At 30.3% G+C, this 25,160-nt stretch carries 16 protein-coding genes; all 16 read right to left on the reverse strand.

What is annotated here, in order from left to right:
* The 16 genes from HF295_RS02475 to HF295_RS02550 all read right to left on the reverse strand — a co-directional run bounded on the left by HF295_RS02475 (nt 1) and on the right by HF295_RS02550 (nt 25,066).
* Nucleotides 1-2,652: a PAS domain-containing protein gene (locus HF295_RS02475; protein ID WP_312032269.1), complete on the reverse strand. Its 2,652-nt coding sequence runs from the start codon at nt 2,650-2,652 to the stop codon at nt 1-3.
* On the reverse strand, nt 2,645-5,242 hold the full coding sequence (locus tag HF295_RS02480) for a sensor domain-containing phosphodiesterase (RefSeq protein ID WP_312032270.1): 2,598 nt from the start codon (nt 5,240-5,242) through the stop codon (nt 2,645-2,647). Before HF295_RS02480 ends, HF295_RS02475 begins: the two co-directional genes overlap by 8 nt.
* 98 nt (nt 5,243-5,340) lie before the next feature.
* The gene (gene mscL, locus HF295_RS02485; protein WP_312032271.1) at nt 5,341-5,742 is read right to left on the reverse strand and encodes a large conductance mechanosensitive channel protein MscL; all 402 of its coding nucleotides are present in this window, start codon (nt 5,740-5,742) and stop codon (nt 5,341-5,343) included.
* Between the two features lie 4 nt (nt 5,743-5,746).
* Complete coding sequence (rd, locus tag HF295_RS02490; protein WP_312032272.1) at nt 5,747-5,908, reverse strand: rubredoxin; 162 nt, start codon at nt 5,906-5,908, stop codon at nt 5,747-5,749.
* Between the two features lie 91 nt (nt 5,909-5,999).
* On the reverse strand, nt 6,000-6,518 hold the full coding sequence (locus HF295_RS02495) for a GNAT family N-acetyltransferase (protein ID WP_312032273.1): 519 nt from the start codon (nt 6,516-6,518) through the stop codon (nt 6,000-6,002).
* A gap of 146 nt (nt 6,519-6,664) precedes the next feature.
* Nucleotides 6,665-7,840, reverse strand: coding sequence for a hypothetical protein (locus HF295_RS02500; RefSeq protein WP_312032274.1), 1,176 nt, complete (start codon nt 7,838-7,840; stop codon nt 6,665-6,667).
* Nucleotides 7,830-8,378, reverse strand: a complete 549-nt coding sequence (locus HF295_RS02505; RefSeq protein ID WP_312032275.1) for an RNA polymerase sigma factor — start codon at nt 8,376-8,378, stop codon at nt 7,830-7,832. Before HF295_RS02505 ends, HF295_RS02500 begins: the two co-directional genes overlap by 11 nt.
* Nucleotides 8,379-8,522: 144 nt before the next feature.
* Nucleotides 8,523-9,764, reverse strand: coding sequence for a hypothetical protein (locus HF295_RS02510; protein ID WP_312032276.1), 1,242 nt, complete (start codon nt 9,762-9,764; stop codon nt 8,523-8,525).
* Nucleotides 9,765-9,843: 79 nt separating this feature from the next.
* Entirely contained in the window at nt 9,844-11,508 is a 1,665-nt protein-coding gene (locus HF295_RS02515; RefSeq protein ID WP_312032277.1) for a hypothetical protein, read from the reverse strand.
* 133 nt (nt 11,509-11,641) lie between these two features.
* Nucleotides 11,642-12,334 (reverse strand): lysophospholipid acyltransferase family protein, encoded by a 693-nt coding sequence (locus tag HF295_RS02520; protein WP_312032278.1) that lies wholly within the window; start codon nt 12,332-12,334, stop codon nt 11,642-11,644.
* 121 nt (nt 12,335-12,455) lie between these two features.
* Complete coding sequence (locus HF295_RS02525) at nt 12,456-18,401, reverse strand: ABC transporter substrate-binding protein (RefSeq protein ID WP_312032279.1); 5,946 nt, start codon at nt 18,399-18,401, stop codon at nt 12,456-12,458.
* Between the two features lie 177 nt (nt 18,402-18,578).
* Nucleotides 18,579-19,031, reverse strand: a complete 453-nt coding sequence (locus tag HF295_RS02530) for a DUF2975 domain-containing protein (RefSeq protein ID WP_312032280.1) — start codon at nt 19,029-19,031, stop codon at nt 18,579-18,581.
* Nucleotides 19,028-19,405 carry an iron chaperone gene (locus HF295_RS02535; RefSeq protein ID WP_312032281.1) on the reverse strand — a complete coding sequence of 126 codons (378 nt, stop codon included), beginning with the start codon at nt 19,403-19,405 and terminating at the stop codon, nt 19,028-19,030. The genes HF295_RS02530 and HF295_RS02535 overlap by 4 nt, the downstream gene beginning before the upstream one ends.
* Nucleotides 19,398-19,886, reverse strand: coding sequence for a hypothetical protein (locus HF295_RS02540; protein ID WP_312032282.1), 489 nt, complete (start codon nt 19,884-19,886; stop codon nt 19,398-19,400). Before HF295_RS02540 ends, HF295_RS02535 begins: the two co-directional genes overlap by 8 nt.
* Nucleotides 19,887-19,941: 55 nt before the next feature.
* Nucleotides 19,942-21,291 carry a DUF4301 family protein gene (locus HF295_RS02545; RefSeq protein ID WP_312032283.1) on the reverse strand — a complete coding sequence of 450 codons (1,350 nt, stop codon included), beginning with the start codon at nt 21,289-21,291 and terminating at the stop codon, nt 19,942-19,944.
* An 82-nt stretch (nt 21,292-21,373) separates the two neighbouring features.
* Entirely contained in the window at nt 21,374-25,066 is a 3,693-nt protein-coding gene (locus HF295_RS02550; protein ID WP_312032284.1) for an AAA domain-containing protein, read from the reverse strand.
* Nucleotides 25,067-25,160 lie beyond the last annotated feature (94 nt).

Consider the following 25,160-nt stretch of genomic DNA (forward strand, 5'->3'; position numbering starts at 1 on the left):
TTAAGCTTCGCTTTTTATCATTCCTATAAAATCATCGACCAATTCTGGATCAAAGGATATATTTTTTTCTTCTTCTAAATAAGAAAAGACATTTTCTTTTGACTCACCCAATAACATTCTTCTTGAATAAGTCGCCGCAATCGATATCATTCTTGAAGCCAAAGGAATTTTATGTCCTTCTAACTTAGCAGGATAACCTAAACCATTAAACTTTTCATGATGGTGCAAAATAGCCATGGCTATTCTTTCATTACGATAAGTGGCTAAGATAATTCGATATCCATTTTCTACATGTTTACGGTATTCTATCTCAGCGTATTTTTCAAATTTTCTTTCTTCATTGAATATTTCATTCCTAATAGAGAATATCCCGATATTATAATATTGACTTGCGATTTCTATCACTGACCTAGTTTCAGGATCAAGATCTAAATAATGAGATAATTTCATGGATAGTTCATGAACTTTATTGACTACTTTTCCTTCAAAAGGATTTTGTTTAAAGAATTCATGGCGAATACTCTTTAAGATCTCTAATCTTGTGTCCTTACCTGAAAACTTTTGTTGGTACATTTTTGAATCTGCCATATCCTTAATTTGATGTAAGGTAAATCTTTGGTTAAACTTAACTTCGACGCCATAAGATATGGAAATAGGTATATTAGCAACTCTTTCTTCGCTTAAGGCTTCTTCTATAAGTTTAAATCTTGTTTCCGCATGTTCTATAGGTGTGTTTGGCATAATCATGACAAACTCATCACCACCAATCCTAGCTAATACATCCGATTCCTTGGCAAATGATGACATGACATTACTTGTCTTCACAAGTAAATCATCACCCACAGAATGGCTCAATGCATCATTAAATACTTTTAAACCATTGACATCAATAATAGCCAAGGATATAGGTAAAAACTTATCTTGGTCTAACTCATCCATTTTTTCATGGTAGGCTCTTAAATTATATAGTTTCGTCAACTGATCATGCATAGACAAGAACTTAATCTCTTCATCTTTTAACTTATGGTGGGTAATATCTTGATAAGTTCCAGATATGATAAGGGGTATATTATCCACCAATTGAACTGCCTTACCCCTAACCATCCACCAACGATAATTCCCCATAGCGTCCCTAATTCTAACTTCTACAGAAAAATAAGGAATTTCACATTTAAAATATGAGGTCAATTGCTGATATAAGATTGTTCTATCATCAGGGTGGAAATAATTCATGATTTTTTCTGGGTTGGTGATTTCTTGATCATCATAATCATAACCTAAAATATCAAAAGTACGTTTTTCATAAATAAGTTTGTTTTTTGAACGATCCCATGTCCAAATCATGGTATCAGTTGCTTCTAAGATTTCATCTAAGGTTTGTTTTTCTTCTTGATACTTACGAATAAGTTCTTTCTCTTTAGTGACATCGGTCATTTGCACAATTAATTCTTTTTCATTGTTATAGTAAAAAAGACATTGTAAATACTTCTTGCTTGTAGGCTGATATATTTCTTTTACCAAGGGTTTTTCATCTTGATGATTAAATATTTCTTGATAATTTTCTTTAATTAAAAGATCAAATAAATTGCTAAATTTATGGTAGGTTAAATTCTTAAATTGATCATATAACAAATCAGAAAATTTCATATTAGCATAGACTAACTTAGCATCCAATTCATCAGGTATGGGTTGAAAGACCGCTAACCCTTCGTGCATGTATAAGATTAAATCACGGTTTCTTCTTTCTGTTTTAAGTAGTCTTTGAGAAAATGCTCTTTCGTCATCTTTTTCTAAGATTAATACATTAACAAACATTTGTCCATCCTCAAAGAAAGGAACACCTTCAATGTTGGCTATGACACTTGTTCCATCAAATCTTTTTAATTTATATAGGGTAGATAAATTAGACGTTTTCGTTTCTTGGAGTCTAGCAAATCTTGATTTAAATAAGTCATGATATGATTCATCAATCATTTCTATAGGTTTCATCTTTAAGATTTGATCCTTTGATGATGCCCTAAAGAAATTAATGGCTGAGTGGTTAATATCAATGATTTGATTTTCTTGAATCACAACAATAGGAAAATCTAAGTCTTCAAACAAGGATTGATATTTTGCCTTATATTGATTGTTATCTGCTAGCATCCTTTTATAAAAATCGATACCATAGATAAAACCATCAATGGCTAAGGGTCTTCCAAGAGAATCATAAATTATATGACCATCTTCCCTAACCCATTTTTCTTGATTGTCTTTATCAATTATCATGTATTCTAATTGAATGTCTTGATGATTATGAATAGCTTCAATATATTTGTCTCTTACAAAGTTCCTAAACTTAGGGTGGATGATATCACTATAAGTTATATGTTTTCCTTGTAATATTTCATCACTGGTATAACCAAATATTTTATAAGCATTTGAAGATACATAAGTCATGGTCCATTCTTCATTGATTAAACAAGAAAAAGCCATGCCTTCATAGTTTTCAAGCACTCTTAAAGGAGAAAAATCATCGATTTTTTCTCTTTTATTTTGCTTTTTTTCATAAATTAAGTAGGCATAGAAAGAAATACTGACTAAGACCATTCCAATCACAAACCCTAAAGAAAGTCCTTCTAAGGTGATTTGGATGAAGTATTGATTAAGCATTTTTCTCTCCCTCATCAGCAAGTATAAATCTATCGATCATGGTTTGAATGTCTGTTGGCCTCGACACATAATATCCTTGAATCATTTCACATTGACAAGCCCTACAAAAATCGACTTGTTCTTTACTTTCCGTACCCTCTACTATGATTTCTTTATTTAACCCTTGGATTAATCGAGCAATGGTTCTAAACATTTGACCATGGTCTTTCTCTGGGTAGTTTTCAATAAATATTTTGTCTATTTTTACTTGGTCAACATGGATAGATCTTAAAGAATTAATGGATGAATATCCCGTACCAAAGTCATCAATAGCAATCACAAATCCTTTGTTATGTAAGTCATCTAATATTTTATTGGTTTTCTCTATATTGTCTAAATAGTTACTTTCAGTGATTTCAAAGGCAAAATATTGATTTGGAATGATTGAACTTTCAATGATTTCAGTAATCTTATTGATGATATGAGCATTATTAAAATCAAAGTTACTTAGGTTAATAGAAACCCTAAATCCTTCAGGCAAGGATTTGTAGAATTTTTTCAAATCATCAATCACATTTTGAACCACCATAATGGTTAACTGGTTGATATAAAAACTATCTTCAATAATGGGTATAAATTCATTAGGTCCTATCATACCCAACTTTTTATTGTTCCATCTTATTAAGGCTTCACAGCCTACATAAGAATTATCAATTAAAGACTTTTGAATTTGATATTCAATATAAAATTCCTTATTGGTAAAGGCTGAGTCGAGTTCTTCTTGGATTTCTTTTTCTCTAATTAAAATATCCTTCATTTCATTTGTATAATGATGGTGTTTTAATTGAGGTTTATGTTTTGATAATTCTAAAACCGTAAATATAGAATCTATTAAAGCACTAATGGACCTAAGCTTTTCACTGGCTTGAGAAACAACCACTGTTTGACTTATGGTGTGGTCAGAATCTGGCAAGTGCTTATATTGATCAATGAGTTGATCAACTTGATTTATCGTATCTTCTTGTAAGTCTTTATCTTGGTTTAAATAAATCATTAAATAATTATTTTTTGGTACCGCAATAATAGCTTGTTTATCCAATTTACGTTTTACAAATTTAGCAAAATGATAGATATCAACAGGATGGATTTTTACCATGATTAACATGGATTGATCTATTTTAAAATCATAATTAATAAATACTTTTGAAATTTCACTAATGGTTTGATCTTTAACTTTTGAATATTTTACATAATCATCTATTTCTATTCTAGGTTCAGAATAAATCCCTATGTAATGTCTTATTTTTCCTGAAGTTGTCGATTCATTCTTAATTCTTAAATACTTTAATATTCTAATATCATCTTTCGTTTTATTCCAAATATGTCCTTCAAAATATTTATTATATTCTCTCATTTGGAAATCTATAGGTAAACCTGTTTCTCCAATCACATCTCTTGGATTTTTATGGATTAATTCTTCAATCTTATAACCATAAAAACTTTCAAATGCTTGGTTAACATAGTGAACACGAATGTCTTTATCAGTAATCATCACCCCATCAACATTGTTATCAGATAAATACATGTTTGCGTTTAATAAGATTTTATCTGCACTTTTACTTTTGATGACATAGGCAAAATACATAATAAAAATTAAAGACATAATATTGATTATATAGATCATCCACGGATATTTTAATGATAAACTTTGACTGGTCGCTATGGCAGAATCCATATCTATCCTTGAAAATATAATAAATCCTGCTTCATCTAAAACATAATAATAATGGTCATCATCTCCATGAAAATTGAGTTTAATTGATGGCGTATAAGGATCTTCCTCAATATAATTAATATATTCATTGATTTTTTGACTATTAGTTTCTTGATATAAAGATTGGCTACTTTGATCAATAAGCCATATCTTTTGATTATTAAGCATACCTAATGATAAATAATTATTATTAGAAGAATAAAGACTAAAAACCGATAAAAAAGAATCAGCTAAATAATCTATTTTAATAAAATGAATTAACTCATCATTATTAAAAACGGGAGCTATGAGGGTTAGAATAGGTATGTCATTCACAAGTTCAATTCCGCTTATGAATAATACTTGATGGTCAAAAGAAGATACTACAGAGAAATAGTCTTCTTGATTATAGGATCTTAATGCACTTTCTTCTTCAATGATTAATGATTCACCATCTCTAGTAATTCTAAATATTTCTTGACCATCACTATCGATTAAAGATGAATGTAAAAAAGCTTTTTTATTAGAAGCTATCCGATAAACCAAATCTCTAAATTCAATTAAACTCTCACTTGTAGAATCTGCTAAATATTTAGAGGTCTCATTGGCTTCTAAAATGACATGAATATCATTATGAACAGACTCTAAATGTGTCGTAATATATAAATCAATATTGTTGAGTTCTTGAGTCGCCGTAGAGAGATTTTTTGATTCTATGGCTTGTCTTTGTGCATTAGACGTAGAAAAAAAACTCCAATTAATGATTATGAAAATTGGAATCAACACTAAAGTAAACCATCCAAAGTGTCCTATGGTTTCTTTAAAATGATAAAAAATTTTATTAAATCGTTCTTTCATATTTATTCCTTAACTATATTAATTTTATTATACCACAAAAGACCTAATCTACCTTCAAACTAAAAAAAAATAAGCAGTAAAAACTGCTTATCCTTAATTTATTCTTCTTTCACTTCTTCTTTATCTGGATAAATACGTTGTTTTAACCCATCCAATCTTCCTTGAATTCTAGAGAAAACTCTAATAATCACAAAAATGGTCAGAGCAATGATGAAAAAGTTAATCACTTCATTTATGAAGTTTCCATAATACATCACAACGGCATTTTCACTAAAGACTGTCTCTCCAGTCACTGGATTAAAAGCAGATGAACCTTTCATGACCCAATAAAGGTTGGTTGTATCTTTACCGAACACTAAACTCACAATAGGCATCAAAATATCATTGACCAATGATTTAACGATGGCATTAAATGCAGCACCAATGATAAATGCAACTGCTAAATCTAATACGTTACCTTTAGCGATAAAGGCGCGAAAATCTTTAAAGAAGTTTTTCATTTTCTTAGTCTAATGGGCTAAAGTTTTCTTTAGTCACTCCACATTCAGGGCAAACCCAATCTTCAGGAATATCTTCGAAAGCTGTTCCAGCTTCAATCCCGCCATCTGGATCTCCTATTTCAGGATCATAGATATATCCACATACGTCACAAACATATTTTTGCATATTATTTCCTCCTTTTTTATTTATCTTAATAGTATTATATCAAATAAAAACTATTATTTCATTATCCTTTTTACTTTTTATTAATTTTATCTTATTTGATGACCAATCGATAGACCAATTGGTCCTTATCTGGTTTTAAAGAAATATCATCATGTTCAATTAACTTAAAGCCAATTGATTGATATATACCGATTAGATTCTTATTCTTATCAGTAGTAAGGATATCAATGCTTCTAATTTCAGTAGTGATCCTTGCGTAATTAATCACGTGGTTTAACATATGTTCTTCAGTCCCTATACCTAAATAGTCCTTCAAGACATTAATATCTAAAACAACATTACCTTCGAGTGACTTATCTCTATGATAGATACCTCCACTGGCAACGATTTGATTTTTCACTTTTCCAATAAATAGTTTTGAGGTAACTTTATTCTTTAATTCAGTTAAATAAGTTTCTTGTTCCTCAAGAGTTTTATGCAAACCAGAATCCTTAAGTACAATAAATTCATTTTCTTCTTGGACTTGACTTAAAAACACCAATAAATCTTTGGCATCTTTAACCTTAGCTTCAGCTATATCTAAAATTTGATTGTCTTTTAAAAACTTCATAAATCGCTCCTTTCACCAGCCATATTATAACCTAAAAATAAATATATTTCAATAATCAATCCAAAGATGAAAAAACAGAAATCCCAAATAGGAATTTCTGTTTTTAAGAGGAATTTATGTCAACTCGCTAGCGAGATTGTCATACCTTATTTACCATTATTGCTTTTGTCTTCTTTGTCATCTTTGTCTTTGTCTTCTTTATATTCATCTTCGGTGTTTTCAGTGACTTGACTTGAAGGTTCATCTTCTTCTTCATCTTCACCATCTACGTCATTTTCATCTTCATCATCATCTTCGTCATCATCATCTTCGTCATCAATATCATCATCTTTAGGTTCATTAGCTTTTTTATCATCATCGAATTCATATTCTTCTTCAATGTCACCCTCTTCAATCATATAACGATAAATGATTTGTCCATCGACAATAGATTCAGTAATTCTTCCTTCACCCTCAACACCATCAATATCATATTCTAGTTTATAGGTAATTGTATCACCAATTTCTTTTGTTAACTCATAAGAGTTTTCGTTTTCTATCATTTCTAATTTGACTTCATTATTTTCATACTTTAAGTCAATTTCTATATTCCTAAATATACCATTGATCATTTCTTCTATTTGATATTCTTTTTTGCTTTCATCTGATTCTATCTTTGATTCATATGCTATTTTGATATAGTCTTGTCCAGATTCAGCTAAGATTTCAACCTCTAAAGACTCATCATCTTTTTCTATTTTACCAGTGACATTTAATGTGATATCTCTAACAATCATTTGCCCAATAATTGATGTTGAATTTAAATGCGAATATTTAAATGAATAGGTTTCTTCTTGAACTTGATAATTAATTTGATAATCATAAGTATCATCTTCAAGTTCTATAACTTCAAAAGTAGAAAAGTCTTCTTGGTCAATAAAAGGCTTTAACATTTGAAAATATTGATCAAAACTTTGAGAATAATCTTTAAACTTAGTACTCAATTCATAATAAGCCATAGCGCTTATTGAAGGTTGTAAGCTATTCACAATAATATTTCCTGAAAGATAAGTTGTTTCCACAATTTTTTGTTGGTCTTCATGACTCATTTCAACCACAGATACCACAGGGTTTGGTTGAGGTTTATCAGGTTGATCAAACAATGAAATTCCTATGACTATCATTATAATGAAAGAGAAAATTGATAAAATTAGTTTAAATCTAACTTGAGTGAAGATAGAAAAAATACTTTTCTTTTCTTCAATATGATTAAGAACATAGTCCATGTTTCTAATTTTAGCTTCATGAATTTTATGTTCATCTATATCTCTATTATATTTCATTGCTCTCCACCTCCTTCTTCACCTTTTCCACAGATGATTTAATGGCCTTGTATACTGTTTTTAATGGCACCCCCATGGTCTCTGAAATTTCATTAGCAGATAAATCAGAAAAATAATGTAGGGACATGATTTGATAATGTTTTGGTTTTAATACTTTTTCCATTGCTTTGATAATACGGTTAATTTGATCTTCTTTAATGGATTTTTCTTCAACGTCATCTTTTCCTTGATTGATGGAATCATCATATTCATAGGTATATTGATTAAATTTATTTGATTTTTTATTTAAAAAATTTAAAGTATGGTTGGCTGATATCCGATAAATCCATGTTCTAAAAGATGCTTTATCATTGTTAAATTTATGTAAATTTTTATAAATTTTCATAAATATTTCTTGTAATAAATCTTCTGTACTTTCATAAGAAGAAGTCATATTATAAATATACTTGAAAAGTTCTTTATAATATCGATCCATCAATAATGCATAGTCATTCTTATTTCCAGCAAGTATTTGTTTTATGATTTGAATGTCATCCATGGCTTCTCTCCTTAAGTAATATTCTATCATAAAGCCTTGGATATAACCACTTGCTTGTATCACATATATATACAATATATATTTTATTTTTTCTCAATAATTTTTAAAAATATACCCTAGATTTCTCTAGGGTATAAGATTCTATTAAATTTCCTCTTCCTCTGTCACTTCATCATCGTCATCTTCATCGTCATCATCTTCACCGTCGTCATCTTCATCGTCGTCATCTTCATCATCAAATTCATCTTCTTTATCTATAATGCGTTTTTCTCCATCTTCTTCAATTTCATAACGATAAACAAGATTTCCTTGATCATCCATGGTTTCTTCAATTTTGATTTCACCTTCGACACCATCAACATTGTATTCTAACTTATATTCAACTTCATCATCATCTGACTCCATTTTAAACTCATATGAATCTAAGCCATCAAGTATTTCAACTTTATATTCGTCATTTTCAACTTTGATTTCTACTTGAATTTCACTTAAAAGGCCGTTAATATCTTTAGAGATGGTAAATTGAGTTTTTTCCTCATCTTCTTCAGACTTGAATTCATAAGATATTCTAATTGTATCTTCACCATTCACAGCTATCAAAGTCATTTCTTTTTTAACTTCTTCATCCTCTTCATCTTCATCGTCGTCATCATCTTCACTTAATAGAGATAATCCTAGATTTGATGTTGATGAAGTTTGTGTTGGTTCTTCTGTAGGATTAGAACTTTTACTCTCTTCTTGTGTTGCTTCTTCTGTTTCAACTTCAGTTGCTTCTTCTGTATCTACTTCAGTTTCGTCTTCTGTTTCAACTTCAGTTGTTTCTTCTGTTTCAACTTCAGTTTGTTCTTCTGTTTCAACTTCAGTTGCTTCTTCAGTGTTTTCTTCATCAACTAAGTTAAAATCACCAAAATCATTTAAAGAAGAATGAGCAATAATTTCATATTCGACACCTTCAAGTATAAAGATACCGGTGATTTCTTGATTAACAACGTCTACATTATAATACAATAGATATTGATTGTCTTGAACACCCATGACTAATAAATAATCATATTCAGGTCTATCAGATGTTTGATCTTGAACTTGAGCAAATGATTCAGGTCCATTTTCTATAAATGATTTCAATAAAGAAAAATATTCATTGACCTCATCTAATGTTTCATCTGTAAAAGAAGTTTGTTTTTCAACAGATAATTTTGTTGTTTGTGCTGTTGAATCCTTAGCTTCCATACTTAGGAAACCACTTGATAAATAAGATAGGGTGGCTAGTGAATCTTTACTAGATAATTCGCCTATACTTAGAGACTCATTAATTGGGTCGCTTGAGCAAGATAAAAACGCGATTCCTGACAAGCTTAATATGACTAATGCTAATAATTTTTTCATAATAAAATCCTCCTTGTGTTTGTCTTGTGCACATATATACAAAGACCAAGGAGGATTTTCTCAAAAATATTAATTTAATTTATTCTTCTTCTCTTAAATATATTGGCAACAATAAATAATCTAAATCATCAAATTGATCAAAAGTTTCTACAGTCATTTCTTCATAACCTTTATATAAGTGTTCGAGAATATGAACACCATAAGAATAATATACACCTTGACCAGGGACAGTCACTGAATAATATTCAACGATATCCATTACCATACAACCATCATTTAATTCGCCTGCTTGAGGATTATCATAATCAATAGGAGAACCATCCATATAAGTACAATCCTCTGTATAATTTTTAAACTCAACTTGAGTTAAAACACGATATATTTCATTTCTATAGGCTACTTGATAACCATTTAAGGTAAAAGACGCCGCTAAAGCTTGTCCTCCGACCATTTCTTTTGATCCAGAATAAACATAGACTTGATCAACTTCTTCATAGCTTGCGGTAAAAGAAAATAAATCATAGTCTTTGGCATATAATAAATATATTTCATCTTCATAAATCATATTCCCATAATATGCATCATCTAACTTGGCTTGAAGACTAATGTAATTGATACCAACTGAACCCATAGATTCAGACTCAATGGTAAAATACATTTGATAATTACTTACGCCATACATTAAATCAGGATGATTTGCTAAATCTACTTGATATAATCCTTGTTCGTATGAATCATAGGAACTTTCATCTGATGAATCAAAGACTAGAATTGATTTTATTTGATCATTATTGGCCGATAATCCTTCTAAGAAATATACTTTTAAAGCTGTATCTTCTGTAAAAGAAGCTTCATCAATTTGAATACTTAAATTGACAGAGTCTGGTTGCCAAACATGAGAAAATTCAAAGCGATTATAGGCTTCATTTTCTGTTTCAACATTGGCATAAAAATAAGCTTCTTTTCCTGCTTCCTTTTGTGAAAAGACGATACTTGTATCTATGCAATACCTTGATACTTGTTTACAAGGAATCCATTGGTTGCTTAAAGTATCTTTGACTATATGTTTAGGCATATAGCCTAAAGGAATTTTCAATCCATTCACTTCATGGATAGCTGGATTGTCTCTATTAGGAACAAAGCCAATGATTTGATTGACTAAATCAACTTCATAGAATATCACTTGTTTTAAATTCGTTTGTTTAGATAAATCAGGTAAAAAGGTAATTGTATCAGGAATGAATAGTTTTTCTATATCATTTCTATCTTTTAAAATATCACCTTCTTGAAAATTATTCCAAGCCCCATAAAAAGCTGGAATCACTAAGGTTGTTGATTCACCTATATAAGCACCTTCAATACCAGGAGATTGCAAAGAAAATACATCCCTAATCAAGTTAAACACTGGTTCTAAGTTTGTCATATCTTCTGTAACAATTTCATAACCTAAAAACAAATCCTCACCATTAGACCAACCAGCAAACACATAATGATATTGTTCTTCATGGGTCAAGACTGGTAAAAAGATGGTATCACCAATCTTAGTTTCATAGACTTCTACATGATCTTCAGAATAATGAAGATTGACATTAACACTGGCTAAGTCTGTTGTTAGATCTGTCGTTGGTTCTTCGGTAGATATTTGAGTAAGTTGGTCAGTTACTTCTAAAGTCGTTGGTTCATCTGAACAAGAACCTAAAATAAAAATCATTAAAAAAATAAATAAAAATTTGTGTAATCGCATAAACACCTCCTATTCCATTATAAAGAATCATAAATATAATATCAAGTTCATATCATTAATAAATAAATTTTATGATAAAAGATTATATAATAGAAAAACCAGCCCTCTATTTAAGCTGGTTTTGAACATCTTTTCAATTATATCCTAGTTCATTTATCACATTTTTAAAAAAATCAGAGATAAGACTTCGATGATCTGTGGATTTAAAATCCTTTAAAAAATATTGTTTACCCACTCTGACTTCTGCTTTTTCTTTATGATAATATAAAGGAATGATTGGAATATGTTTCTCTTTTACTTGATAGTATTTTTGAGCTAAATAGACAAAACCTGAATGAAACTTCTTAATTTCTTCTTCATAGCCATCTTCACTATCTTCAGGAAAAATTAATAAAGAATTACCGACTTCTAAATGTTCTATAGACTTACTAATAGAATGTCTTAGTCTTAAATCAGTGTAAGTAGGTATTAATTGTACACCCTTATATAATATTTTAGAAATTAAGCCAAATAAAGTCGCTAATATAAAAGATCTAAATTTTGAATACTTAAGTTTTTGTTGGTAAAAAACATAATATAAGTATTTCCACCTATGCTTATAATTCTCTGTCATCGGATGAGCTCCCCAGGGCACTAAGTATTTGGGGAAATACATAGATAAGGTTAATGGTCCAGCTGCCCCAGAATGATTGGCGATATAAATAGCTTGCTCTGGTAGTTGTAATTCTTCCATAATTAATTTAGGTCTTTTCTTAAAGGTTTTTAAAATTGCTTTTATCAACCTTAAAAACCAATTGTGTTTAACAATCTTTTTTGCTTTTTTCATGATTACCCTTCCCTGTGTCTATAAGTAATCTTATTTTATAATAATTAAAGATAATTTACAATATGGTCTCAAAACATTTAAAAAGCCTTCACCCAATCGATGAGTGAAGGCTTATAATAATTTAATTATTGCTTGTAGTTAATTCACTTAAAACAACATTATCAATAAAGATTGACGTAGCCGCAAAATGATCTGTTAAGGCTAACCAGAATTGTAAACGCACTAGGTCTGTAGGCTCATAAAATGTGAATGAGTATGAATAAGTTTGTTTTACCGTGTCTAACATAAAATCTTCAGCATAGGCATCTGTCAATGAAATCCTAATATCTCTAGGAATTAACGCATAGGCATCAAAAGATAATTGATAGCTTTGTCCTTGTACCAATTCAATACCATTTTGCATCAACATGATGGACCATCCAAAGGTTCCAGAAGATGTCACATCTATTTGAGCTTCACCATTTGTCACTGAGAATGTAGCGTAAGCATTATCCCATGTTCCTTCGTAATAATACCAAATACCAGGTCCTGTAATATCTGCGTTACCATTTTCAGGTGTGTCTTGTACGAACGGTATGATAGTGGTTGTATTGGTAAAATCACCATCAATAATTTTTCCTGTTGGCGCAAAGAAAAATTCTAAGACTTCTACTTGTATGGTTTCTTCTGTGTAATTACCTAAAGAATCTTCTACATAGTAAATAACATCATAGAAACCTGGCGTATTAATATCCACATTATTGGTAATGTTAAGATTTGAGTTATTGATCCAGCCTTCGTGTGAATCATAGACATAAATATTATCTAGTGGGTTAAAGTATGATCCTAGTTCAATAATATAATCTTGCAAACCATAAATGATAGGCGGATCTAAATCCGTACTTCTAGGAACTGGAATCATTTGGATATCATCATAATAAATGACATTAGCACCTTCATCACCATTGATGGTCCCTTGGAAGAATAAGATTGATAAAGCCCTATCTGAGACATTCATATTATAAGTAAAGCTAAAGCTTTGATATTGGTCACTTAAATCAAAATAGAATAATTCAGGTGAATATATTATGATATTTACCGTATCTATATAACCTAAAGCAACCCTAATGGTTCTAGGTGTATCTGCCTTAGCAGAGAAAGTAATTTCATAAGACGCACCATGAATCATCCAAATAGCATCAGAGAATAATATGGGACCACTTTCTCCTTGTGAAGGTTTAGTTATTGTCACAAGCATTTCTTCATTAATAACTTGGTAATAACCAGCTGCGTTTTCTATTTCTCTTTGATCAAAATTCCAATTGTTATTTAATTGAGTAAAATCACCATTAGGAACCAAGTTACTATTAAAGACTGATAAATATCCATACATTCCATCAATATTGCCATCTGTAAACTCTAAGAGGACATAATAATTAGCATCTTGTGTTAAACCACTAATATATATCCAAGATGGATCTAAATCATCTATATTTGGATATATCTCAACAAATCCATTATCAAGACTAAAGACCCTAACATTTTGTAAAGAACTATAGTAATTATCCCTATAGTATATTTCAAATTGTAATGCATCAAAGTTTTCATGGACTTGATAGTATTCAATAATACTATAGGTAAATAGATTAGATTCGATGACCTGATCATAGTCATTACCATTATTATAATATCCTCGAACTATGAGTTGGTAATCCCCTAAAGATATTTCTTGCCCATTTGCATTAAAACCATTAAAGTTAGGTATCAATTGGTCAATGATTAAGTCTTCATTTGATAAAACAATATCCACATGACCCACCACATCTTCATATGAAAGAATATCATCATTATACATTTGTAGGGTGTAAGTGAAATATTCATATTTAGGATTAGTAAAACCATCAATATTAAATGATAATGATGTTGTAGAAGCATCCCATAAGCCAATATTAATTAATTGACTATTGGCATTAGATAGATAACCATACAATCCATCAATATTACCATCCGCAAATTCTAAGAAGACATAATATGTAGCGTCTTGTGTTAAACCATCGATGAATATCCAAGATGGATCTGAATCATTGATACTTGGGTAAATCTCAGTATATCCATTATCAACACTAAAGACTCTAACGTTTAGTAAACTACTATCATAATTATCTCTATAGTAAACTTCAAATTGTAACTCATCGATGTTTTCATGAACCTGATAGTTTTCAACAATACTATAGGTCATAAAATTAGATTCAATGACCTCATCATAGTCATTACCATTATTATAGTAACCTCTAACAATGAGTTGATAGTCTCCTAAAGATATATACTGTCCACTAGCATCAAAACCATTAAAACTAGGTTTCAATTGGTCAATAAGCAAGTTTTCATTTAATAAATCAATTTCAACATGACCCAAGACATTCTCATAAGCACTTGAATCATCATTGAACATTTGTAAGGTGTAAGTAAAATATTCGTATTTAGGATTGGTAAAACCATCTATATGGAAATATAAGGAACTTGTAGACATATCCCAAAGTTCAATATCAATCATATCAACTTCAACACCATTAATTACTTCTATTTCACCGTTTAAAGCTGATTCTATGGCATTGAATGACCAATACTCTCTTCGTAAAGTTCCTAAATGATCCGTATATTCAACCAATATTTCAGGGATTGTTGTATCGATACCCCAGTTAAGTTGGAAACCTAAACGGTTATCAGATGAAAATACCCCTAAGAAAGAAGCCGCATCCAATAAATTCCCTTGAATACCACCCACAGCTAAATCAAAGTCACCCGTAAACATATGATTATAATAGATATCAGGGAACCCTATACCTTGTACATTGACTTGTATTCTAGTAAAGTATGTATTGGATACAAAGTTAGTTTCAAAAGCATTCTTTATAAAATCACCTAAATCAAGATTATATGGATTGGTATTCATCACATATAAGTCTAATTCAATAATATGCCATTGATTTGATGTTCCAGGTGTATATACACCTTGATCAATCAAGTTTTCTAAGGCCTGATCAAATAAGACAGAAGCTAAGCCAGGATTATAGAATGGCATTAAGTTGTTACCAACAGATAAACCTTGGTTTGTATACCTATAAGTGATTCCGTCTTCGATAGTCACATAATATGCTGTTGTGAAAGGATAATATCCTGGTAGACCTCTTAAAACAGATTGATCTACCAAGGCTTGCCTATCTAAAGCATGATACATAGCTAGTTTAAAATCAACTTGACCTAAAATAGGTTCAGGTAGCCATGATGAACCTGGGAATAGACTTTGTTGACTTGCTAAATCACCAGTCCCATTGATATTTAAAGTGAAGGTTGAACCTGTTGGGGTTTGATAGAAATGAGGATCATTTCTATAATTAATGATTTCAGTCGCCGGTACATTTACCTTATCCAAATAACCATTAACAAATGCATTAAAGATATTATTAGGATCAGGAATAATCATAACTTGATATCCTGTGTAATGATATTTGTTTGGACTATGGAAATTAGGGTTTTTAACCATGTGAATGGCAGTACCAGTCACATAGTTATCTATCATATAAGGTCCACAATAAGCCACTGAATCAGGACTAGACCCATAAGCAGAACCTAATAAATTAAAGAGGTCTACATGAATAGGCGTAAAATCAGATATATTTAATAAATATTTGACATCCCATGCAGAAATTTCTTTAGAAAAAGCAATTTCAATGGTTAAAGGATCAATGACTGTCATAGATATAAGTCCATATTCACTATCCACTAAGTAATAAGACCCTGACCACCCTTCTTGTATACCTAAATTAAAGGTATCCACAAAATCATAGGCATTAATGATTTGATGGTCGACAGGTAATCCTGAAATATCTGTTTGAGGATGATAAGTCCATATTAAATTTGATTTAATAGGTACTTGCCATAGATTAGAAAGAACCTTACCATAGATGTTTGTTTGAGGATTGATTGCTAGTGGGTCTCCATCAGCCAATGAAGGGTTTAAATGAAGACTTTGACCTAGAGTATCATATTCAAACTCATATAAAGAATCTATATAATAAGTCCTTAATTGATTATCATCTGCCATTTCTCTTGTATACATCGGATTGAATGATTGAGGATCTCTTGCTAGATAAGTTCTAAATGTATAGTCACCTACCTGACCATAATGACCATCATACATTAATAAAGTTGAATCATCACTTGTGAGTGAAGCATATAAATCACCATATTGCATTAAAGGTGAATATATTTGACTAGGAAGATCAACCCTAGATGAATAAATGATCGGATTGGCATTGACATATAAAGGTATACCACCGGTCATGGTATTCATCAACCATTGTTCAGCCGCAGCCATAAAATCTAACCTTAAGGCTTGATTGGCTTGTGAGAAGTCATAGATACCATTGGCGTAGGTTGTGACTAGATTAGAGACGGTAAAGTCTATTGAAAGACTATCAGATAAACCATGAGAATCTTCTACATAGTAATTGATGGTATAAGTGCCTTCAATGGTCATATCAACATTGCCACCATAAGTTATGGATGAAGATATATCTCCATCCTCATAATCTGTAGCTGATACATAAGCCATTGGATCAAAAATTGAATTCAATAATAGACTGGTATTAAAAGTATCTTGAAGCAGTTTTGGTGCTTGATTAAAATATCCATAGACTTGTAAATCATAAGCAGGCATATGTGTTAAGTTTAAAGGTGTGGTATAGGTATCATCCATATACCAATCCATAAAGGTAAAGTTTGGATAACCATATAAGGATCCTTTTTCGTATCCACTTAAGTCCAATATTTCACCTTCAACAAGGCTAATTTGATCATAATAGACACCATTGCCATAAATACTTAAGTTATAGGCTTGACTATAAGTTGCTTTTAGTGTTGGGTTTGGATTTTGTTCTAAAGCTTCAAAGTCAATATTCCATTCTTTAAAGACCATATCCCCTTCATTAGGTAGGTTCGGTAATACAAGGGTATCTTCAATGGTAAATCTAATCACATCAATGACTTGATTATTATAGTCTAATAAAGTCACTTCATAGACTTTAGGTATAAACCTAGCATATAAAGTTATATCCTTATAAACCAAATCATCATTATAGAATTGCCTATCAGAAACACCTTCACCTGTAAACCAACCTATAAATTCATAGGCAAATTTACTTGGAATAGGTAATTCTATCATTTGTCCATAATCCACAAAGACAGAAGGAATTTCTTCTTCAGCCACAAAATCCACTTGGAATTGATGAATCATATAAGTTGGATAAATAATGGTATTGGCTGAAATATATGAAAAATCTTCACTCCAACCCGTAAAATCATAACCAATTCTATGTGGAGTTTCTGGTGCTACGGCAGAGTGACCTGCCATAACCAATTGAATATCAATAATATAATTATTATAATCCTTAAATACAACACTATAGATGGTTAGAATTGGTCCTAGATTAACTTCACTATCATCTGAGTATTTAAAGATTAACTCACCTAAATCATTAATATCTAAACCAACCACATAATTTACATCAGGTACTAATAATTTTAAGTCTAAGAGATTAATCCATGTTGTCTCTCCAAGATATTGCCATTGTAAAACATAATTGTCTACACGAATGATAATCTCTCTTCCATCTTGTCCAGGTAAACCTTGAGGTCCCCGAACAGTTTCTAACCATTCTTCATAAGTGCCTGTAAAAGCTTGAGCTTCTACAGCCAAATTATAAATATAGGTTAATTGTTTGACCAAATCATCTTCAGAAGTCTCTTCTCCACTAGTTACTTCTACTGTCGTAGGGACTTCAGTTGGTATTTCAGTGGGTACTTCAATTGTTGTAGGAATTTCTGTTGTAACTTCTATGGTTGTAGGAACATTTGTTTGCTCTTCCATGGTTGTAATTTGTTCTAAAGTTGTTTCTTGCCCAGCAAGGGTTGTAGGTTCATTGGTAAGCCCATTAGTTGTTAATCCGCTTGGTATGTCCAAGCCATCGCAGCCAATCAATGTAAGGGTTGCGAGAATAAATAGCATGAACTTAAATAACCTTCTCATTCTTATATCCTCCCAGATATTTATTTTATACCTTAATATTATCCAAAGAGTCTATCTTTAACAATCTATATTATTTTCATAAGTATAAAAATCTAAAAAATAATATAAATTTTTATCTTTTTTTATCTTAAAATGTAAAAAACCTTACAATTGTAAGGTTTTTTCTATAATCATACTTTATAAACTTTTAAACACTATATAAAAAATCGCAAAAGTTAAATAAAAAACAAAGATAAGACCTAAACCCACCAAAGCTAAAAATAAGATGCCAGGTGCATCTTGCCTATCGGCTAATACATATAAGAAAGGCAAGGCAACAATCACTAAGCCTGATAAAATTAAGAACAAATCTCTTGTTTGCTTAAACAATGAAATCGTATGGTCATTGACATATTGCTCTTTATGAAAATAATTCAATAATAGGTTGGCTTTTACAATAATGATTGTATAAGGAACCGCCATCAAATATACCATGACCATTAAGATGATTTCAATATAATCCATTGATATATCACCATTGATCCAATGGAATACTTGATAGGGAAAATAGAACATACAAATAAATATAATTGGTAAAATCATAGATGCAAAGACGCCTCTTAAGATATTGGTTAAAAACTTAATATTCATGTTTGCCTCCAAAAATGATCTTCATTCATTTTATCATTTATATTGTATTCTATCATTTTTTTTATTAATTGATAATTGATTTCTTTTTTCCAAGGGAAACGAATGATCATTTTTGAATGCTCATAACCTGAATCTATAATTTCATTAGAAAAAACTTGGATGGTTTTTTGTTCAGGAGACAAGGCAAAATGATGTTTGGATAAAGACAAACCAATAATATAAGTCCCATGGTGGGTAAACATGGGCTGATTCCACTTGATTACCGCTTCTAGTTCAGGATAATCATCTTGTATTTGCTTTAGCAAGTCATTGATGACCTGTCTTTTCTCATCATCTTGAATTTGATTTATGAAATCATTAAAGACATCAATCATGTTTGAACCTCCTATAGACTAAAAATATAAGTATACAAATGCTTATCAAAAGAAATAACCACTTAAGTAAAGAAAAACCTTGCATCAGATAAACTAAGAAAGGTAATTCTTTAGGATACATGCCAACAGTCACAGTAGCCAATATATTTTCTATATAGTCAAAGCCAATCCCTAGTAAAGGATAGATTAATAAAGTCTTCTTCTGACTAAGATATAAAATCCAAGTTAAGAAATACAAACCATAAACCAAAGGATATACTAAATCAAATGTCCACCTAAGGATGATGTATAAGGACCTTTGTTCATGGCCATAAGATTCAATTAATCCATAAAAACGATCAGAAGAATAAAAAAGCATGGTATCAGGCCAAGCATGTGGATTAAGACTTTGAATCAGTGGTAATACCACAAGCATAAATAGGATAAATATAAGACTTATGATTACTCTTAAAGTCTTGTTATTCAAAAGTGTTAAAATCATTGTTAATTTTCCTCAACTAAAATTTGATTTACAAAAATTGTAAATGCTCTATTATTTATTTTTTTTGATGTCCTTGTCTTAATAAATCATTGACTGTTTTGACAGGGTTAAAAGTGCTTAATGGGACTTCCACAAAGACACTGTTCCAATGGTGCATAGCCCCATTCCATAAACCAGGATGTTCTAAAGCCTTGATAGCTTTTCCATGATATGATTTTTCAGAAATAAAATACCTATTTTCTTCAACAAAGTCTAACAAATTAAATTTTTCATTCTTATAGTCTTTTACAAAACATACCAAATCTACAGGATTAAAATAAGAGGAAGAATTTAAAATATGTAAAGACCTTGGATCATTAAGGTTAATTTCTGATTTTTCACAGATTTGTAAATCTGTGTAATCACCATGATCAACCACAAAAGGTCCACCACCAGGTTCTCCTGTATTTTTAACCATACCACAAACCCTTAAAGGCCTATTTAAAAAGGCTAAAGCCATGGCTTTGGTCAAATCTTTTTTATGTTTGATATGTAGTTTTTTTCTTAAAAATAATTCAATTTCATTTAAGTCATATTCATCCTTGTTTAAAGCCATTATATAAGCATCCATTTGTTCTTTTATCTTTAAACCAATAGAAGCTAACTTTCTTTTAGATTCAATGGTAGCTTCAACATGATCTCTATGAACAACATTATCTATGTTTTTAATAAAAATGATATCTGCTTCAATATCATTTAAGTTTTCTATTAATGACCCATGACCACCAGCCCTATATAAATAAGACCCATCTTCTAAGATAAAAGGATTGTTTTCCATATCAACAGCTAAAGTATTGGTTTTATCTTTTTGAAATGAATATTCAATAGATAAGTAAGGTTTTTGTTTTAATATAGGTTTTATATATGCATTAAATAAATCTTCATGTTCTTTTGATATAGTAAAATGTAACCTTACCTTGTCTTTATTTAAATATTGTTCACCTTCATAAATATGTTCATCGATAGGGGTTGATATTTCATTGTCATAAGCATGCATTTTTATTAATGCTTTAGGTAAGGAACCATAGTTTAATTTATCCTTTAAAATAGAATAAATCATTTCAACCCGATCTCCTAATCTGGTTTTATCATAATCTAATTCTTTAATATCATGATAAAAAGCAAAGTCTTCTAAATAATCAAAGAATGTTTTAATAAAGTCGGTTTCTCTTTGTTCATTTAAATACTGATATAAGTCTTTAAACATACGGGTAGCTGCCCCAGAAGCAGGAATAAATTTGATACAATCCTTACTTAAATAATCTAATGATAAGTCAGAATCATCATGCAAATCATCAGAGTTAACTGAAGAAACAATTTGAACATATTGAGTTCCTTTTTCAAATTTATCAATAAATTGTTTCATAAAACCCCCTTATTACTTTTATTATAAATGATTCAAAGTATTTTAACTACAATTTTGCAAAAATTATCAAATGAATCATTATTTATTTTAATTTTTGTTTAATTTCTCTTAAAACCTTATGAGCATCCTCATACCAGTTCATATGGAATACCCGATAAACCTTCCAGCCTCTAGCCATTAAGAACCTTTCTTGATGTAAAAGTTCCTTTCTAGCTGTAAAGGTCCTATCATCATTTAAATCACAGATAATAGCGAGTTTATAAGCATTATACTCTTCATCATAAATAGCTAAGTCAATTATAAACTGACCAATCCCTATATTTTCATTAACTAGGTATCCAGACTTCAATAATCTATGTTTTATATCTTCTTTCATAAAGGAATGTGTATGTTTTTGAGTCATGGATTCTTTTTTATATAGACTTAACAATACTTCTTGAGCCATGTCTTGTTTTTGATTTGAGATATAAAAACAATATCTCATAAAATCCTTTAAAAGTTTTGGTCCTTGACCAGATAAGTCATCCACTTTTAAAGCTTCTGGATATATGGATGATACAAAATATATTTTCTTTCTGGCCCTTGTAATGGCGACATTTAATCTGTTTTGTCCACCCTCATGATTTAACCAACCAAATCGACGTTTAATCACACCAGATTCATCTTGGCCATAAGCCATGGAAAAGATTATTATGTCTCTTTCATCCCCTTGAACATTTTCAATGTTCTTAACAAATAAGGATTGGTCTCCTTCAGGGACTTTTCTAAAGACTTCTTTTTCTAAGCGTTTTTGATGGATGGATTTTTTAAATAAGACTTCATCCATTAAATTCAAGATACAATCCCTTTGGGTTGAATTAAAAGTAATGATACCGATAGACTCTTCAGGTGATTTATCCTTTAACACTTTCTTTAATAACTTAATCACTGCTTTAGCTTCTTCTAGATTATGTTTTTTTATAAATTGACCCTTCTTGACATAAAGATAAGAAATAGGTGGTTGATCAGGTGTTTTAACATTGGGTGAAATAATAAGTTTGCCTTGATAAAAAGCATGATTAGAAAACTCTATTAATTCCTGGTATTGAGACCTATAATGATAGTTTAATAAGGCTTCTTTATAACGATACCTGGCTAGGTCTAATAAACTTTTAGCATCATAAGTAACATTCTTTAATATTTCATCTTCTTCAAAAGGATCTTCTTCTAAAACCCGACCCATACCTAAAGAGGAAGGTCTTAATTGCTTAGGATCACCAGCAATCACAACTTTCTTAGCCCGATATATGGAAGGTATACCTTTTTCAACATACATTTGACTGGCTTCATCAAAAATAACCAAATCAAATAAGTTAAAGTCTAGGGGTAAGATACTTGAGACCACTTCTGGTGTTAATAACCATACTTTAACATTAGAAAATAATTCAGAATGAAACATATCAAAGAAAGCTTTGATACTAGGTTTCTTTTGTCTCTCTAAGATTCTTTTGATGTCCATAATTCTTTTGGTATTGGCAAAATCTAAGGCATGAGAAAATAATTTCATTTCAAAAGACTCTCTAGCCACATGTCTTTTTTCATCCATGAATGCTTTTAATTTATCCATATGCTTTTCATAGTCATTAAGAATATATAAATACTTTTGATTCATCGCCTTGAAGTTTTCTAAGAAACCTGTCATATAAGCATCAAAGATATAAGTTCTTAATTTTGGGTTTTTATGTAAGACTTGTAAATCATGATCATGGATGATTAGATTTAAAAATTCAATCTCATAAGCTGATAATTTATCGTAATTTACCTTCATTTTATTAAGTTTCTTAATGTTTGTTTGTAAATAAGTTCTTAAGTATGAATCTTCCATCAAAGCTTTTAATAATTTCTTATGAATTGATTTTTTAGCTGACAAATATTGAAGATTAGTTTGATGTCTTAAATAAAATTTCCTCTTAAGTTTTCTTCTTTTAAAAAACCAAGCATGCTTCTGAGCTTCTAAATACCTACTTAAATCATTCATAAAGGTTTCAAATTCAATGATTGAAGATCTTGATATCTTGGTTTCAAGTTTTTGAAACCAAGGATAAGAACTGATGACATAATGATGATTTAAATAATCATTTAATTTTTGGTCTTTATCAAAGGTATTCTCTAAATTTTCTATGTCCTTAAAATCGACTTGGTCTAAGGCTTGATTGATGAGTTTATATACTTTTTTAGGTGTTAAGTCTTCTAAGATGTCCTTATCCTGTAAATAACGATTATAAAACTCAGATAGGGGTTTATATTGTTTATTCTTTTTATACAAAAGCTTGAGTGCTTGATTAAAGGTTTTATCTAAAGCTTTAATCTCTTCTTCTAACCTATAGATATCATTATTATGTAATCTTGAAGGAGGACTTTGTTCAATAAAGCCTGATAATTGAGTGTAAAAAACATTTTTATCAGAAGCGTCATCAATAAACATGGTATGTTTAGAAGCTTGTCCTAGACGGTGATAAATCACGTCTAGGGCAACTTTCTTTTCTGATACTAATAAGACATTTTCATTTCTTAAGACTTGATGGGCAATTAAGGATGTGATGGTTTGACTTTTGCCTGTCCCTGGAGGCCCCCATATAACAATTTTCTTTTCTTTATCTATTAAATCTAATACTTTCTCTTGAGAAAAATTAATGTCATTAATATAAACCAAACCTGATTCATTGACATCTTCATTACTTGTGTGTAAGTCTAGGGATTGTTCTTGATCATATAGATGTTCTTCATCAATTAAGCCTTCTAGTAACTCATTATAGGTGTTTGATTCAATGATTTGTCCCATGTCTTTTTGAATCATGGATGAAAAGAGTTGATAACGGCCAAAAGTAATATAGGGTTTTAAGTTAAAACCCTTGGGTTTACTTTTAATAAATTGATCTTTTAAAAGACTTTTAAAAGCTATAAATTCTTGTTTTTTAGGACACTTAAGATTTAATCCATAAGCATTGTAATATGGAATTAATAGTTCTTTCAAAGTTTTATAAGATAAATCTTCTAAGTCAGGTGCCTTTGTTTCTTGAAGACTAGGCTCAAGTTTTAATAAAGTAAGGATTAAGTCTCTATTAATAACAATATCTTTTTCTTTATTAAAGGATAATTGATATTTTTTTTGCTTTCTTTCTAAGACCACTGGCATGTATGCCAGTGGTGCTTTGATCGGAAAGTCTTCTTTCTTATCGAGGGCCTCTACATAAGGGTAAGCTAAATATAGATGATAAGTCCCTTGGTCTTTATAGTCTTTATTGATTTGTCTGTATAAAGTTGTCATATGGTTAAAAACAAGTTCATCTGCATCATCGAAACTTAAGAATTTTTTCTTTAAGGAAATAAAGTCTATTAAGTCATTGGTCTTACTTTCATCAAACAAATCAAAATTTCTAGTCTTTTCAATTCTCCCTGTATAAATATTAGGGTTTGTTTTTGATATATCTGTTAAACGGTCTTTATAATGATCTAAAACATGTGATGCATGCATAGAGAACTTTACTTTTTTAACATCTTGAGCTGTATAATCATAGAGTGCTTTTAAGAAATGGTGGGCAAATCTTTCGAGAAAGTCAGAATCTAAGCCAGGTATGGCTAAAAAATCACTTAAACGTGATGGTTTCATTTTTGCCATTTGTTGGATGGCTTCATCCGTACAAATGACTTTAGCTTCACCTTCATCTAGAAGTTTTGATCTTAATGTGTCCCTTAAATCATAGAGGTTTTCTAATAAAGGATTTCTTCTTGCCATACAATCACATCCTCTTATATTCTTCTTATAGTATAACAATAAAACCATAAACATAAAAGAAAAGGAATGAAAAAATTTCATTCCAATATTTTAT

Source organism: Hujiaoplasma nucleasis (assembly GCF_013745115.1).
Taxonomy (GTDB): Bacteria; Bacillota_I; Bacilli_A; order Izemoplasmatales; family Hujiaoplasmataceae; genus Hujiaoplasma; species Hujiaoplasma nucleasis.